We start from the raw sequence: 16,164 nt of genomic DNA, 5'->3' as shown, positions 1-16,164 counted from the left end.
TCTTCCATGGGTCAGAGGATCAGTCGTGAGCCATTCGCGTACCACCAAAGTTCTGGTCATCGGCTACGTCTGGCCAGAACCGCGCTCATCGGCGGCCAGCGGGCATGTCATGCAGATCCTCGAGACATTTCTCGATCAGGGATGGGACATCACGTTCAGCAGCCCGGCCGGCCCGGGTGAACACAAAGCTGATCTGACGGCGCTGGGCATTCGCGAAGTATCGATCGAGCTCAACAACAGCAGTTTCGACGTGTTCATCAGCGAGTTGGCGCCGGATATCGTGCTGTTCGATCAGTTCATGATGGAAGAACAGTTTGGCTGGCGGGTGGAGAAACACTGCCCGGGCGCCCTGCGCCTCCTGGAAACTTCCGACCTGCAAAGCCTGCGGCATGCGCGTCATCAGCGCCTGAAGGACCGGCTGAAAAGCAACGACGAGCAGACTGATTTCACCGGGCTGTTTGCACCGGCATTGCACGAAGAATTCCAGCTGATGGCCGGCACCGATCTGGCCAAACGGGAAATCGCTGCGCTGTATCGCTGCGACTTGAACCTGATGATTTCCGAAGTCGAGATCGACCTGCTGGTGGAGGAATTTGGCCTGCCCCGGCAAATCCTGCATTGGTGTCCGTTGATGATTGATCTTCCGGACACCGCCCCGCCAGGTTTCGAAGAGCGGGAGCATTTCCTCAGCATTGGCAACTTCCGTCACGCGCCGAACTGGGATGCCGTGCTCTGGATGAAGACCACCCTCTGGCCGCTGATCCGCGCGCGCCTGCCTCGCGCGCAACTGCATATCTATGGCGCCTATACGCCGCCCAAAGCCACCGCACTGCACAACCCGGCCCAAGGCTTTCACATCATGGACTGGGCCGAAGATGCACTTGAAGTGATGTCGGCAGCACGAGTCTGCCTTGCGCCATTGCGCTTCGGCGCGGGAATCAAGGGCAAACTGCTCGATGCCATGCTCTGTGGCACGCCGAGTGTGACCACACCGATCGGCGCCGAAGCCATGCACGGCGAAGCTCCGTGGCCGGGAGCCGTCGCCCTCGACGCAAACACCTTTGCCGAACAGGCGGTGCAACTGTACGAAAATCCGGCGCGCTGGCAGCAGGCGCAGATTCAGGCTTCGGCACTTTTGCAGCAGCGTTATCAGCGCAGCGTACATGGCCCGCGTCTGATCAACCGGATAGATGATTGCCGACAACACTTGGCACAACTTAGAAACGACAACTTCACCGGCGCCATGTTGCGACATCACACACTCAAAAGCACTCAATACATGGCTCAATGGATCGAAGCCAAAAACCAGTTGAGCCCAACAGAGCGCTGATTACATCAATTACATGACTTGCATTAAAAGCCAACTTTCGCAATAACACGAACATGCTTATAAACATCCTGCGCGCAACTTACTAACCACTTCGCAGGATGTGCAACATGGAAAACTTCGACGATATACCAACCCATCAATGGATGGCTTATTCACCACAAATCGATAATCTTTCGTTATTTGAAATGACCCTGCCCGGCGCGCATAATGCCGGTTGTGACTGGGAAGCGTCTTACGCCCTTATTCCCGGGAAAAACTGGCTTGCCTGCCAGGACGTTTCCTTTTATTCGCAGTTGAATCGCGGCGCTCGCGCACTTGATGTACGCCTTGTTTACAACAGCAAGGCGAAACAACTGGCGAGATTCCGTTTCCACCACAATGGATTCAACTCTTCGCGAACGCTTGAAGACCTGATCAGGGACATCAAGGGGTTTTATGAAAGAAGCCCGAATGAGTTTATCATTCTGGACTTTCATGAACTTTCCAGCGCTACAGATCCATTCAACCATGAGGAATTCAAAACAGCTTTGCTGGAGCACCTTGGGGAACGGATCATTCCCACCGACAATCTGCATCTGACAATTGGCCAACTCAAAGCCATCAATCCATTGCAACGCATTATGGTGGCCGCGCCGATGACCTGGGAAAGCGAAGACTTTCGTTTCTACAGACCAATCAATCACAAGTGGATTGGCAAATCACAGGTCAGCACCTCGGATCTTTATGGCTACATAGACAACGTACTGAGCACACCTGTCAGTACGCTTCGCCCATGGTCGCTGTCGGCAACCAGTTACACACTCGGCGGCCCACAGCGGATCCTCGACAGTCTTGACGAGTGGTTCGACCCGGAAAAATCCGATTGGGCGCGCAAGTGCAACATTATCAATTTCGACTTCATCAAAAATTCCAACATCGTGCGTTTCTGCCAAATGGCCAACCTGCAAAAGGCACGCGACAAGCTCAGCTGAGCGGTAACCAAGGACGGCCGGTCGGAAGTGGCACAAATGGCAAAAAACGAGGCATGATCGCGCAGCGATAATAAAAAAGTGCCCCGTCATGACCCGAACCGCTCGCGTGACCGACCCTTCCTACGAGTTGATGGACGACCATAACGGTTTGTCCATCATCTACCGCCAGCACGGCTTCCCCTGCCCGCTGGTGCGCTGGCATTTCCACAAGGAGTACGAGCTGCACCTGATCGTGGCCAGCTCCGGCAAGGTGTTCATCGGCGATTACATCGGCAACTTCTATCCAGAGACTTTGTTTTTGACCGGTCCCAACCTGCCGCACAACTGGATCAGCCAGGTCGCCGAGGATGAAGTGGTGGAGAAGCGCGACATGCTGGTCAACTTCACCGACGAATTGTTCGAGAGCGGGCACCAGGTGTTCGCTGAGCTGAAATCCCTGGCGCCACTGCTTGAGCGTGCGCAGTACGGCATCGAATTTCGTTGCAAGCGCACGATCCGTCAGGCCATGACACTGATGCAGCGGATCGCCGACAGCACGGGCATCACTCGCCTCGGGCATTTTTTCATCCTGATGGAATTGCTCGCGGCCAGCGATGATTTCCAATTGTTGTCCGGTGCCACCACGCCGCAACTGGCCGACGAACACAACATCGACCGCACCAACCGCGCGGTCGATTACATCTTCAGCCACTACGCGCGGGACATCTCACTGGAAGAAGTGGCCGAGCACCTGGGCATGACACCGACCTATTTCAGCCGGGTATTCAAACAGGCCACCGGGCGCAACTTCATCGAATTCGTCAATCGCCTGCGCATCAGCAAATCCTGTGAGCTGCTGGCCGATGGTGACAAACCGGTGACCGAGGTGTGCTTCGAGTCGGGCTTCAACAATATTTCCAACTTCAATCGACGCTTCCAGCAACTCAAGGGCATGACGCCGTCGCACTATCGACGGCTGGCGGTGCAGCGGCTGACTGAACAGAACCATCTCTGACGACACGCCACCTGTGGGAGCGAGCCTGCTCGCGAAAGCGGTCTGTCTGTGAAAAATCCTGTGGCTGACACACCATCTTCGCGAGCAGGCTCGCTCCCACAAAAAACCGTGCCCCGGCTGGCGAAATCTGTACGCATTCGCTAACGGTCCCTCGCGCAAAACCCCTTCCCTGCGTTCACCCGCTCAAACCCCAGTGCAAAAAAGTATCAACAAAAGTGCTAGGGATGATTTGTCAGCTCCGCCGTGGAAGGCTGTAATCAGCGCAGATTCTTCCTGCATTCGGAAGACACAAAAACAATAACTGTCCTTCTGCCCCGTCGGGTGTCAGAAAAGGAGTGCACGATGCAACCCACTGCAAAAGCTCTGCTCGCTCTCACCTGCATGACCCTCAGCAGCGTCAGCCTTGGCGCCCAGACCCTGACCATCGCCACCGTCAACAACAGCGACATGATCCGCATGCAGAAACTCTCGAAAACCTTCGAGAGCGAGCATCCGGACATCAAGCTCAATTGGGTGGTGCTGGAAGAAAACGTCCTGCGTCAGCGCCTGACCACCGACATCGCCACTCAGGGCGGCCAGTTCGACGTGTTGACCATCGGCATGTACGAAGCCGCACTCTGGGGCGGCAAGGGTTGGCTGGAGCCGATGAAGGACCTGCCGGCCAGTTACGCCCTCGACGATGTCTTTCCGTCGGTGCGCGAAGGCCTGTCGGTGAAGGGTTCGCTGTATGCGCTGCCGTTTTACGCGGAGAGTTCGATCACCTATTACCGCACCGACCTGTTCAAGGAAGCCGGGCTGACCATGCCGGAGCGGCCGACCTGGGAAGAGATCGCCGGGTTTGCCGAAAAGCTCACCCACAAAGACAAAGAGCAGTACGGCATCTGCCTGCGCGGCAAGGCCGGCTGGGGCGAGAACATGGCGCTGGTCACCACGGTCGCCAATGCTTATGGCGCGCGCTGGTTCGATGAGCAGTGGAAACCGGAATTCAGCGGGCCGGAATGGAAAAATGCGCTGAATTTCTACGTCAACACCATGAAGAAATCCGGCCCGCCGGGCGCATCCAGCAACGGTTTCAATGAAAACCTCGCCCTGTTCAACAGCGGCAAATGTGCGATCTGGGTCGACGCCAGCGTCGCCGGCTCGTTCGTGACCGACAAGACCCAGAGCAAGGTCGCCGATCACGTCGGTTTCACCTTCGCTCCGCATCAAGTCACGGATAAAGGCTCGGCGTGGCTGTATTCGTGGGCGCTGGCGATTCCGACCAGCTCCAAGGCCAAGGACGCAGCAAAAACCTTCAGCGCCTGGGCCACGTCCAAAGAGTACGGCGAACTGGTTGCCAAGACCGATGGCATCGCCAACGTGCCGCCGGGCACCCGCGCTTCGACCTACAGCGATGCTTACATGAGCGCCGCGCCGTTTGCCAAAGTGACGCTGGAATCGCTGAAAGCCGCTGACCCGAGCAAACCGACGCTGAAACCGGTGCCGTACATCGGCATTCAACTGGTGACCATTCCTGAATTCCAGGCAGTCGGCACCCAGGTCGGCAAGCTGTTCTCGGCAGCGCTGATCGGCCAGACCACGGTGGATCAGGCGCTGGCGGCGGCGCAGCAGACCACGGAACGCGAGATGAAGCGCGCGGGTTATCCCAAGTAACCGCTGAATGCCTTGCTCCTGCCTCTTGTGGGAGCGAGCCTGCTCGCAAAGGCGTCGTGTCAGCCAACACACATGACACTGACCCAGCGCTTTCGCGAGCAGGCTCGCTCCCACATGGGGATCTCCATAGGTCTGTATGACTCGGTTGTGAATGCCATGAATACTTCAACTGCCAAAGCCCACATCGACCTGTCGCCACCGCAGCGCAAGCTGCGCGTGCGCAATCCCGGCTGGTTTCTGGTCAGCCCCTCGGTGGCGCTGTTGCTGCTGTGGATGATCGTGCCGCTGGGCATGACCCTGTACTTTTCGATGATCCGCTACAACTTGCTCTATCCCGGCGAAAACGAATTCGTCGGGCTGGAGAACTTCACCTATTTCCTCACTGATTCGGGTTTCATGCCCGGTGCGACCAATACGTTGTTGCTCGTTGGCAGTGTGCTGCTGATCAGCGTGGTCTTCGGCGTATTGATCAGCGCGTTGCTGGAGGCCAGCGAATTCCTTGGGCGCGGCCTGGTGCGGGTCATGCTGATCTCGCCGTTTTTCATCATGCCCACCGTCGGCGCGTTGATCTGGAAGAACCTGATTTTCCACCCGGTCTCGGGGATCCTCGCCTACATCTGGAAGCTGTTCGGTGCGCAACCGGTGGACTGGCTGGCGCACTACCCGCTGCTGTCGATCATCATCATTGTTTCGTGGCAATGGCTGCCCTTCGCGATCCTGATTCTGATGACCGCGATGCAATCGCTGGATCAGGAACAGAAAGAAGCTGCACGCCTGGACGGTGCCGGCCCGATCGCGATTTTCTGGCACCTGACCCTGCCGCACCTGGCGCGGCCGATTGCTGTGGTGGTGATGATCGAAACGATCTTCCTGCTCTCGGTGTTCGCCGAAATCTTCACCACCACCAACGGTGGCCCCGGCTACGCCTCGACCAACCTGGCCTACCTGATCTACAACCAGGCGCTGGTGCAGTTCGACGTCGGCATGGCTTCGGCCGGCGGTTTGATTGCCGTGGTCATCGCCAACATCGCCGCGATCATTCTGGTGCGAATGATCGGCAAAAACCTGACTGACAAAGCGTGAGGCCTGCCATGACGCTCCAACAATCCCGTCGCCTGCAAAGCCTGCTGCTCGGCACGCTGGCCTGGGCCATCGCGATCGTGATTTTCTTCCCGATCTTCTGGATGGTGATGACCAGTTTCAAGAGCGAAATCGACGCCTTCGCCACGCCGCCGCAGGTCATCTTCACGCCAACGCTGGAGAACTACCTGCACATCAACGAGCGCAGCGATTACTTCAGCTTCGCCTGGAACTCGGTGGTGATCTCGTTCAGCGCAACCGCCCTGTGCCTGTTGATCGCGGTGCCGGCGGCCTACTCGATGGCGTTTTACGAAACCCAGCGCACCAAAAGCACATTGCTGTGGATGCTCTCGACCAAAATGCTGCCGCCGGTGGGCGTGCTGATGCCGATCTACCTGCTGGCCAAGAGTTTCGGCCTGCTCGATACGCGCATCGCGCTGATCGTGATCTACACGCTGATCAACCTGCCGATCGTGGTCTGGATGGTTTACACCTACTTCAAGGACATTCCCAAAGACATCCTCGAAGCCGCCCGCCTCGACGGTGCGACGCTGTGGCAGGAGATGGTTCGGGTGCTGCTGCCGATCGCCAAGGGCGGCCTCGCCTCGACCGTGCTGCTGTCGCTGATCCTGTGCTGGAACGAGGCGTTCTGGTCGCTGAACCTGACCTCATCGAATGCCGCACCGCTGACCGCGCTGATCGCCTCGTATTCAAGTCCCGAAGGGCTGTTCTGGGCCAAGTTGTCGGCCGTATCGACCCTGGCCTGTGCGCCGATTCTGATCTTTGGCTGGATCAGCCAGAAGCAACTGGTGCGCGGTCTCTCGTTCGGCGCCGTGAAATGAACATCCCGAATCCAACCCTATCCCCTGTGGGAGCGAGCCTGCTCGCGAAAGCGGAGTGTCATTCAACCCTGATGTCGACTGACACGGCCCCTTCGCGAGCAGGCTCGCTCCCACAGAAAAGCCGATCTGGTTTAACCCAATAATAAATTGCGGAGGCCCATCTCATGGCCAACCTGAAAATCAAGAATCTGCAAAAAGGCTTCGAAGGCTTTTCCATCATCAAGGGCATTGACTTGGAAGTGAACGACAAGGAATTCGTAGTCTTCGTCGGCCCGTCGGGCTGCGGCAAATCCACCCTGCTGCGCTTGATCGCCGGCCTTGAAGAGGTCAGCGGCGGCACTATCGAACTTGATGGCCGCGATATCACCGAAGTCAGCCCGGCCAAGCGCGATCTGGCGATGGTGTTCCAGACCTACGCGCTGTACCCGCACATGACCGTGAAAAAGAACATGTCGTTCGCCCTCGATCTGGCCGGCGTGCCGAAAGCCGAAGTCGAGCGCAAGGTCGGCGAAGCGGCACGTATTCTTGAACTCGGGCCGATGCTCGAGCGCAAACCCAAACAGCTGTCCGGCGGTCAGCGTCAGCGCGTGGCGATCGGCCGCGCCATCGTGCGCAACCCGAAGATTTTCCTCTTCGATGAGCCGCTGTCCAACCTCGACGCGGCGTTGCGCGTGCAGATGCGTCTGGAACTGCTGCGCCTGCATAAAGACCTGCAAGCGACGATGATTTATGTGACCCACGATCAGGTCGAAGCGATGACCATGGCCGACAAAGTCGTGGTGCTCAATGGCGGCAGAATCGAACAGGTCGGCTCGCCGCTGGACCTGTATCACAACCCGGCCAATCTGTTTGTCGCAGGCTTCCTCGGTACGCCGAAAATGGGTTTCCTCAAAGGCAAGATTGCCCGCATCGACGGCCCGAGCTGTGAAGTTTCGCTGGACGCCGGCACGCGCATCACCCTGCCGTTCAACGCCGCCAACCTCAGTGTCGGCAGCGCTGTCACGCTGGGCATTCGCCCGGAACATCTTGAGCTGGCGCAACCCGGCGACTGCACGCTGCAAGTGACTGCCGACGTCAGCGAACGCCTCGGCAGCGACACCTTCTGCCACGTCACCACCAGCGCCGACGAAGCCCTGACCATGCGCGTGCGCGGCGATCTGGCCAGCCGTTACGGCGAACAATTGAGCCTGCGCCTGGACCCGACTCACTGCCACCTGTTCGACGCTGAAGGTGTGGCGCTGACCCGTCCGCTGCGTGCTGCGGCCTGATTTCGAGACTATCCGATGAAACTCAACCAACAGAACCTCAATCGCCTCGCCGCCCAGGTGCAACTGCCAGGCTACGACCTCGCTGACACGCGTCAGGGCATCGCCCACATCGGCGTCGGTGGTTTCCATCGTGCGCATCAGGCGTATTACACCGATGCCTTGATGAACACTGGCGAAGCGCTGGACTGGGCAATCTGTGGCGTCGGCCTGCGCCCGGAAGATCGCCGCGCCCGCGATGATCTGCGCGAGCAGGATTACCTGTTCACCCTGTTTGAACTGGGCGACAGCGATGACACCGAAATTCGCGTCATTGGCGCGATCCGCGACATGCTGCTGGCCGAAGATGGCGCGCGAGCACTGATCGACAAACTCGCCGAACCGCAGATCCGCATCGTCTCGCTGACCATCACCGAGGGCGGTTACTGCATCGACGACAGCAACGGCGAGTTCATGGCGCATCTGCCGCAGATTCAACACGACTTGGCCCATCCCGAGGCGCCGGGCACCGTGTTCGGTTTCCTCTGCGCAGCGTTGGCCAAACGGCGTGCGGCGGGCGTTCCGGCATTTACTGTGATGTCCTGCGATAACCTGCCCCACAACGGCGCCGTCGCCCGTAAGGCGCTGCTGGCTTTCGCCGCCCTGCGTGATCCGGATCTGCGCGACTGGATCGACCAGAACGTCAGTTTCCCCAACGCCATGGTCGATCGAATCACACCGATGACCAGCACCGCGCATCGCCTGCAACTGGCCGACAAACACGGTGTCGACGATGCCTGGCCGGTGGTCTGCGAACCGTTTGTGCAGTGGGTGCTGGAGGACAAATTCGTCAACGGCCGCCCGGCGTGGGAAAAGGTCGGCGTGCAGTTCACCGACGATGTGTCGCCGTACGAAGAGATGAAGATCAAACTGCTCAACGGCAGTCACCTGGCGCTGACGTATCTGGGCTTTCTCAAGGGCTATCGCTTCGTCCACGAGACCATGAACGATCCGCTGTTCGTGCGTTACATGCGCGCTTATATGGATCTGGATGTCACGCCGCAGCTGGCCCCGGTACCGGGCATTGATCTGAGCGAATACAAGGACACACTGGTCGCGCGGTTTTCCAATCAGGCGATTGCCGATCAGCTGGAGCGCGTGTGTTCGGATGGCTCATCGAAGTTTCCCAAGTTCACCGTGCCGACGATCAATCGCCTGATCGCCGATGGCCGCGAGACCAAGCGCGCGGCACTGGTAGTCGCGGCGTGGGCGTTGTATTTGAAGGGCGTGGATGAGAATGGCGATACGTATTCGATTCCGGATCCGCGAGCGGCTTTCTGCCAGGGATTGGTGGCGGACGATGAGTTGATCACCGAGCGCCTGTTGGGCGTGGAGGAGATTTTCGGCACGGCGATACCGAAGTCGGCGGAGTTTGTTGCGGCATTCGAGTGGTGCTGCCAGAGTTTGCGCGAGGTTGGGGTTTCGCGGACTCTGGAACGGGTGCTCGGCTGAAAAGCCCCTCACCCTAGCCCTCTCCCGGAGGGAGAGGGAACCGACCGCGTGGTTCTTCCGTTATTCATCGACCTGAAATTCCGAGTCGAATACAGAGTGTGAAAGGCATGAAAATCTGCTCCCTTTCCCCCTCGCCCCCGTGGGGGAGAGGGCTGGGGTGAGGGGGTAGCTCTTGATCTTCAGCGCAATCTGACAGGCCCATACATGACAACAACAAAGCTCTTCCTGGGTATTGACTGCGGCACCCAAGGCACCAAAGCGATCATCCTCGATGCCGGCAGCGGCCAGGTGCTCGGTCTGGGCGCAGCGCCGCACACGATGATCAGTGGCGCCAACGGCCGCCGCGAACAAGACGTTCAGCATTGGCTCGACGCGTTCGTCAGCGCCACCCGCCAGGCCTTGCAAGCGGCGAACGTAGACGGCCAGGCGATCCTCGGCGTTGGCGTTTCCGGCCAGCAACACGGCCTGGTCCTGCTCGATGAGCAAGGCGCAGTGCTGCGTCCGGCCAAACTCTGGTGCGACACCGAAACCACGCCGGAAAACGAGCGCTTGCTCGCGCAAATGGGCGGCGAGCAAGGTTCGCTGGAACGCCTCGGCGTGGTCATTGCGCCGGGCTACACGGTGTCGAAACTGCTCTGGACCAAAGAGCAGCATCCCGACGTGTTCTCACGCATCGCCCGAATCCTTTTGCCCCACGACTACCTCAATTACTGGCTCACCGGCCGCGCCTGCAGCGAATACGGCGATGCCTCCGGCACCGGTTATTTCAACGTGCGCACGCGGCAATGGGATGTACAGATCCTGCGCGACATCGACGCCAGCGGCCGTTTGCAAGCCGCGCTGCCGGAGCTGATCGACGCGCACGCCGCCGTCGGCACCCTCCTGCCGGCAATCGCCGAGCAACTCGGCATCAACCCCAACGCGGTGGTTTCCAGCGGCGGTGGCGACAACATGATGGGCGCCATTGGTACCGGCAATATTCAGCCCGGCGCGATCACCATGAGCCTCGGTTCGTCCGGCACGGTCTACGCCTATTCGGAGGAGCCGAACGTCAGCGCCGATGCCTCGGTTGCCACATTCTGCTCCTCCAGCGGCGGCTGGCTGCCGCTGATCTGCACCATGAATTTGACCAACGCCACCGGTGCGATTCGCGAACTGTTCAAGCTCGATCTGCCGACCTTCAACGAACTGGTCGCGCAATCGCCCATTGGTGCCGAAGGCGTGAGCATGCTGCCGTTTCTCAACGGTGAGCGCGTCCCTGCCCTGCCCCACGCCACCGGCAGCCTGCATGGGCTGACGATGGACAACCTGACCCAAGCCAACCTGTGCCGCGCCGCTGTCGAAGGCACCACCTTCGGTTTGCGCTACGGGCTGGATTTGCTTCGCCAGAATGGTTTACAAAGCCTGCGCATTTGCCTGATCGGCGGCGGCTCGAAGAGCGCGGTGTGGCGGCAGGTCGTCGCCGACATTATGAACGCCCCGGTCATCTGCACCGAGCAAAGCGAAGCCGCCGCACTGGGTGCGGCGATTCAAGCGGCGTGGTGCGCATCGCGCTCGAACGGCGATGATGTGTCCCTGGCCGATCTGTGCGAACGCTGCGTCAAACTCGACGCGCGCAGTGAAACCCTGCCGATCGCCGCCAATGTCGCGGCGTTCCAGCAGGCTTACGAACGCTATCAACAGCATGTCGCAACCCTATAACGAGCAAACAACTATGTACCTGGTGTGTGGCGAAGCCCTGTTTGATTTCTTCAGCGAAAACGATGCCAGCGGTCTGGCCTCGAAAGTCAATTTCAAGGCGATTGCCGGCGGCTCGCCGTTCAACGTTGCCGTAGGTTTGCGGCGTTTGGGCGTGGACTCGGCGCTCTTCGGTGGGCTGTCCACCGACTACCTCGGCCGCCGTTTGCAGCGAGTGCTGCAGGACGAAGGCGTGCGCCCGGACTATCTGGTGGATTTCGCCGCGCCGACCACCCTGGCGATGGTCGCGGTAGGCGCCAATGGCTCACCGCACTACAGCTTCCGTGGCGAAGGCTGTGCCGACCGGCAACTGAGCGAGGCGCATCTGCCGACACTTGGCGACGAGGTGCGCGGCCTGCACATCGGCTCGTTTTCGCTGGTGGTGCAGCCGATTGGCGACACGTTGCTGAAACTGGTCCAACGCGAAAGCGGCAAACGCCTGATCAGCCTCGACCCCAACGTGCGCCTCAATCCCGAGCCGAACATCGAGCTATGGCGCGAACGCATCGCCACGCTGGTACGACTGGCCGATCTGATCAAAGTCAGCGACGAGGATCTGAGCCTGCTCTATCCCGAGCAGGATCCGCAGCATGTTATTGAAAGCTGGCTCGAGCATCGCTGCCAGATCGTGTTCCTGACACGCGGTGGCGACGGCGCAACGGTGTTCAGTCGCACCCATGGCTCGTGGTCGGTGCCGGCCAATCAGGTTCAGATCGCCGATACGGTAGGCGCCGGCGACACCTTCCAGGCCGCGCTGATCACCTGGCTGACCGAACATTCGCTGGACTCGGTCGAAGGCGTCCAGCAGCTCAGTCGAGAGCAAATCGACGGCATGCTCAGGTTCGCCGTACAAGCCGCCGCACTGACCTGCAGCAAAACCGGTCCGGATCTGCCCTATCGTCATCAATTGAGCTGAGCGCGTAGACTGTCGGCCTTTTTGCGCACGACGGAAAACAGCTCTTGAATCACAGGCACATCCTCGCCCTCCTGACCATGGCCACCCTGCTGAGCGGTTGCGGCACCTCGCCGCCCCGCTCCCCGGAAGACATCTGCGCAATCTTCCGCGAGAAAAGCGATTGGTACGACGCTGCGCAAGTCACGCAGAAACGCTGGGGCGTGCCGATCCAGGTGCCGTTCGCGATCATGTATCAGGAATCCGGCTACCGCTACGACGCCAAGACGCCGCGCAAATACCTGCTCTGGGTGATTCCTTGGGGCCGCGTCTCGACCGCGTCCGGCTACGCGCAAGCCAAGGACGAAGTCTGGGCCGACTACCAGAAAAGCACCGGCCGCAACTGGGCCGATCGCGAAGACTTCGACGACGCCATCGACTTCGTCGGCTGGTACATGGACAAGACCACCTCGATCAACGGCGTGTACAAATACGACGCCTATAACCAATACCTGAACTACCACGAAGGCTGGGGCGGCTTCCGCAACAAGACCTACGCGAGCAAAGCCTGGCTACCGCCGACCGCGCGCAAGGTGCAGAACCGTTCGGATCTGTATGCGCAGCAATATGCCGGCTGCAAGGAAGACCTCAATCGCGGGTTCTGGAGCCGGTTCTGGCATTGGTTGTAGAAGCCCTTCGCGAGCAGGCTCGCTCCCACAAGACCTTAGTGAACGCCGATTTTGTGTACACCCGAGAAACCTGTGGGAGCGGGCTTGCCCGCGATGGCAATCTCTCAAACACCATCAAAGTCTATGAAAGGCCCGATTTCACTGACCCAAACCGCCCTCCTAAGGGTTTTCCCTATGGCACTGACGCCCCACACCTACGCCATTTGCGCCTTGAATGAGGCCGTCTAATCCTGCAACATCCATCACCTGCTTATTCAACGGACGGAATTCAAGGCATGCTGGACGCCAATGCAACCCACATCACCCTCTCGATCGAAGACGCCAACGCCGACCTGCAAGTCCTCAGCTTCACCGGTCGCGAAGCCCTCAACGAACCGTTCCGTTTCGACCTCGAACTGGTCAGCGCCCGCCCCGACCTGAAGCTCGAAGAGCTACTGCACAAGCGCGCCTGCCTGACCTTCGGCGCCACCGGAGAAGGCAAGATTCACGGCCAAGTCTACCGCATCGAGCAGGGCGACTCCGGCAAGACCCTGACCCGCTACAGCATCAGCCTGATGCCGCAACTGGCGTATCTGCAGCACAACCATGATCAGCAGATCTTCCAGCAACTGACGGTGCCGAAAATCATCGCCCAGGTGCTGGAAGATCGCGGCATTCTCTCTGACGCCTACAGCTTCCAGCTCGGCGCCGAGTATCCGGAACGCGATTATTGCGTGCAATACGACGAGTCCGACCTGCATTTCATCCAGCGTCTGTGCGAAGAGGAAGGCATCCACTTCCACTTCCAGCACAGCAGCAGCGGCCACAAACTGGTGTTCGGCGACGACCAGACGGTGTTCCGCAAACTGAAGCCGGTCAGCTACCAGCAAGACTCCGGCATGGCCGCCGAGAAGCCGGTGATCAAGCGCTTTAACCTGCGCCTGGAAACCCGCACCACCCGCGTCAGCCGTCGCGACTACGATTTCGAAAAACCAAAGCTGCTGCCCGAAGGCGCGGTCAAATCCGAATTCGCCCCGGATCTGGAAGACTACGATTACCCCAGCCGCTTCACCACCCGCGAGCGCGGCAAGTTCCTCTCGACCCGCGCCCTCGAGCGCCATCGCAGCGACTACAAACTCGCCGAAGGCAAAGGTGACGAACCGACCCTCACCAGCGGCCACTTCCTCACGCTCGCCGAACACCCGCGCGCCGAGTGGAACGACCTGTGGCTGCTGCTGGAAGTCTTCCACGAAGGCAAACAGCCGCAAGTGCTCGGCGAAAACGTCACCAGCGACGTCACCGATAACAAGAGCGATTTCCACCAGGGCTACCGCAACAGCTTCCTCGCCACCCCGTGGGACGCGCACTACCGCCCTGCCCTCGAACATCCGAAACCGAAAGTCCTCGGCAGCCAGACCGCCGTTGTGACGGGCCCGCCCGGTGAAGAAATCCACTGCGATCAGTACGGCCGCATCAAAGTGCAATTCCACTGGGACCGCGACGGCCAGTCTGACGACAAAACCACCTGCTGGATGCGCGTCGCCAGCGGCTGGGCCGGCGCAGCCTACGGCGGCATCGCCATCCCGCGCATCGGCATGGAAGTGCTCGTCACCTTCCTCGAAGGCGACCCCGACCAGCCCCTCGTCACCGGCTGCCTGTACCACAAGGAAAACGTCGTCCCTTACGACCTGCCGGCCAACAAGACCCGCAGCACCTTCAAAACCCTCAGCTCCCCGGGCGGCAAGGGCTACAACGAATTCCGCATCGAAGACAAAAAAGGCGCCGAACAGATCTACATCCACGCCCAGCGCGACTGGGACGAAAACATCGAACACGACCAGAAAATCCGCGTCGGCAACGAACGCCACGACACCGTTGAAGCCAACGTGTTGAGCGAGTTCAAGGTCGAAGAACACCGGATCACCCATCTGGACCGCATCAGCGAAATGCGCGCGGATGATCACCTGACGGTGGGTGTGACGCAGCATGTGAAGGTTGGGACTGGGCAGTTTGTTGAGGCCGGCAACGAAATCCATTATTACGCCGGCCAGAGAGTCGTGGTCGAAGGCGCCATGGAACTGACCGCCAAGGCTGGCGGCAGCTTCGTCAAGGTCGATGCAGGTGGCGTGACCATCAGCGGGGCTGAGGTGAAGGTCAATACCGGCGGCTCGCCCGGGGTGGGCACGCCGGCGGCGCCGTTGTTGCCGGGGCCGATGAAGGTTGCGGATGCGGATAAGGCGGGGAAAGTCCCTGTCCCGCTGCCCAAACGTCTGAATGAGTCTGGAATAACGCCGTTGTGCGGCAAGCAAAGCAACGGCGCCTGCAGCCGTAAGGATTGCACATGCATGTGAAAGCGCTCAGCGCCCTCCTCGAAGCTCCACGCCATGGGTTCGTTGATTTACCGAGAGAAAGCTCTGAATCAACACTGTGTTTCATTATTGACCCGGTTCGACAGCCTGACGCGATGAGCCGCCTTTATCGTGTTGGCGAACCGGTGGTGGATGCACAGGGCCTGTTCCTCAAAACCGCCTTCGCTGAGATCGCCGCTGACGGTCCGCTCTGGATCACCGCGCCATGGGGCAGTCGCCTTGCGGCTGAGGCAGCAAAGCTGTGCGAGGAAAATTTCTCTGGCATTGCCATTACCACAGCTGATTCTGACAAAGCGCTCGCCCATGCGCGCTGGCTCTTGCGCGCTAATGATGGCTCTGGCGGACAAAGCCTGCTGAGCTACCACAAGCCAAGCCTGTGGGCCGCGCTGGCCTATACCGCTGGCGACAACTCCCATCAGCTGTTCGGCCCTTGGCAGCACGTATACAGCCCAGCGCCGGTTCATTTTGGGCGCAATAAAGGTCCATGGCTCAGTTGGCGCGCCGCCTCGGAAGTCGAATGGCTGGGCGATACTTCAGTGTTCAGCCTGCCGCCATCCGCGGCGAACGTTCAAGAGCATTTGGGTTGGGTTTATTGGGCAGATGAACATCACGCAGATTACGGCGAGCCGAGCGATGAGCATCTGCCCAACCTTGTGGCAAACCTCAATGTGCTGGTTGCCCACAATATTTACGAAGGCCGTCACTTGCTGAAGCTGGGGTCAATCACAAATGGCCCACTGCTTGAAACACAGCCACAGGCAATGGCCATCCTGCAATCCAGGGAAGAGTCGTTCATCAAAGTACAGCAGCTGCAGCAACTCACCACCAGCGTTGCTTGATGAACCCGTCCGTTAAGAATGAATGGAAGCGAA

At 59.5% G+C, this 16,164-nt stretch carries 13 protein-coding genes; all 13 read left to right on the top strand.

Annotation, left to right across the window (positions count from 1 at the left end):
- The first annotated feature begins 25 nt into the window (after positions 1 to 25).
- The 13 genes from ASG55_RS20345 to ASG55_RS20285 all read left to right on the top strand — a co-directional run bounded on the left by ASG55_RS20345 (position 26) and on the right by ASG55_RS20285 (position 16,131).
- Positions 26 to 1,330: a glycosyltransferase gene (locus ASG55_RS20345; protein WP_056789763.1), complete on the top strand. Its 1,305-nt coding sequence runs from the start codon at positions 26 to 28 to the stop codon at positions 1,328 to 1,330.
- A 107-nt stretch (positions 1,331 to 1,437) separates the two neighbouring features.
- Positions 1,438 to 2,301, top strand: coding sequence for a hypothetical protein (locus ASG55_RS20340; RefSeq protein ID WP_056789760.1), 864 nt, complete (start codon positions 1,438 to 1,440; stop codon positions 2,299 to 2,301).
- A gap of 88 nt (positions 2,302 to 2,389) precedes the next feature.
- Positions 2,390 to 3,295, top strand: coding sequence for an AraC family transcriptional regulator (locus ASG55_RS20335; RefSeq protein WP_056789758.1), 906 nt, complete (start codon positions 2,390 to 2,392; stop codon positions 3,293 to 3,295).
- Positions 3,296 to 3,637: 342 nt separating this feature from the next.
- Positions 3,638 to 4,948, top strand: coding sequence for an ABC transporter substrate-binding protein (locus tag ASG55_RS20330; protein ID WP_056789755.1), 1,311 nt, complete (start codon positions 3,638 to 3,640; stop codon positions 4,946 to 4,948).
- A gap of 156 nt (positions 4,949 to 5,104) precedes the next feature.
- Positions 5,105 to 6,031, top strand: coding sequence for a carbohydrate ABC transporter permease (locus ASG55_RS20325; RefSeq protein WP_041480415.1), 927 nt, complete (start codon positions 5,105 to 5,107; stop codon positions 6,029 to 6,031).
- An 8-nt stretch (positions 6,032 to 6,039) separates the two neighbouring features.
- Positions 6,040 to 6,870, top strand: coding sequence for a carbohydrate ABC transporter permease (locus ASG55_RS20320; RefSeq protein WP_056789752.1), 831 nt, complete (start codon positions 6,040 to 6,042; stop codon positions 6,868 to 6,870).
- A 164-nt stretch (positions 6,871 to 7,034) separates the two neighbouring features.
- Positions 7,035 to 8,138 carry an ABC transporter ATP-binding protein gene (locus ASG55_RS20315; protein WP_056789749.1) on the top strand — a complete coding sequence of 368 codons (1,104 nt, stop codon included), beginning with the start codon at positions 7,035 to 7,037 and terminating at the stop codon, positions 8,136 to 8,138.
- A 15-nt stretch (positions 8,139 to 8,153) separates the two neighbouring features.
- Positions 8,154 to 9,626 (top strand): mannitol dehydrogenase family protein, encoded by a 1,473-nt coding sequence (locus ASG55_RS20310; RefSeq protein WP_056789745.1) that lies wholly within the window; start codon positions 8,154 to 8,156, stop codon positions 9,624 to 9,626.
- Positions 9,627 to 9,830: 204 nt separating this feature from the next.
- Entirely contained in the window at positions 9,831 to 11,327 is a 1,497-nt protein-coding gene (gene xylB / locus ASG55_RS20305; protein WP_056789744.1) for a xylulokinase, read from the top strand.
- A gap of 13 nt (positions 11,328 to 11,340) precedes the next feature.
- The gene (locus tag ASG55_RS20300; RefSeq protein WP_056789741.1) at positions 11,341 to 12,279 is read left to right on the top strand and encodes a carbohydrate kinase family protein; all 939 of its coding nucleotides are present in this window, start codon (positions 11,341 to 11,343) and stop codon (positions 12,277 to 12,279) included.
- Between the two features lie 77 nt (positions 12,280 to 12,356).
- Positions 12,357 to 12,944 carry a transglycosylase SLT domain-containing protein gene (locus ASG55_RS20295; protein WP_041480414.1) on the top strand — a complete coding sequence of 196 codons (588 nt, stop codon included), beginning with the start codon at positions 12,357 to 12,359 and terminating at the stop codon, positions 12,942 to 12,944.
- 275 nt (positions 12,945 to 13,219) lie between these two features.
- Entirely contained in the window at positions 13,220 to 15,274 is a 2,055-nt protein-coding gene (locus tag ASG55_RS20290; protein WP_056789738.1) for a type VI secretion system Vgr family protein, read from the top strand.
- Positions 15,265 to 16,131 (top strand): DUF4123 domain-containing protein, encoded by an 867-nt coding sequence (locus ASG55_RS20285; protein ID WP_056789731.1) that lies wholly within the window; start codon positions 15,265 to 15,267, stop codon positions 16,129 to 16,131. Before ASG55_RS20290 ends, ASG55_RS20285 begins: the two co-directional genes overlap by 10 nt.
- Positions 16,132 to 16,164: the final 33 nt, after the last annotated feature.

The sequence above is a fragment of the Pseudomonas sp. Leaf434 genome, assembly GCF_001425545.1.
Taxonomy (GTDB): domain Bacteria; phylum Pseudomonadota; class Gammaproteobacteria; order Pseudomonadales; family Pseudomonadaceae; genus Aquipseudomonas; species Aquipseudomonas siliginis.
This window is presented reverse-complemented; position numbering and strand designations above follow the sequence as displayed.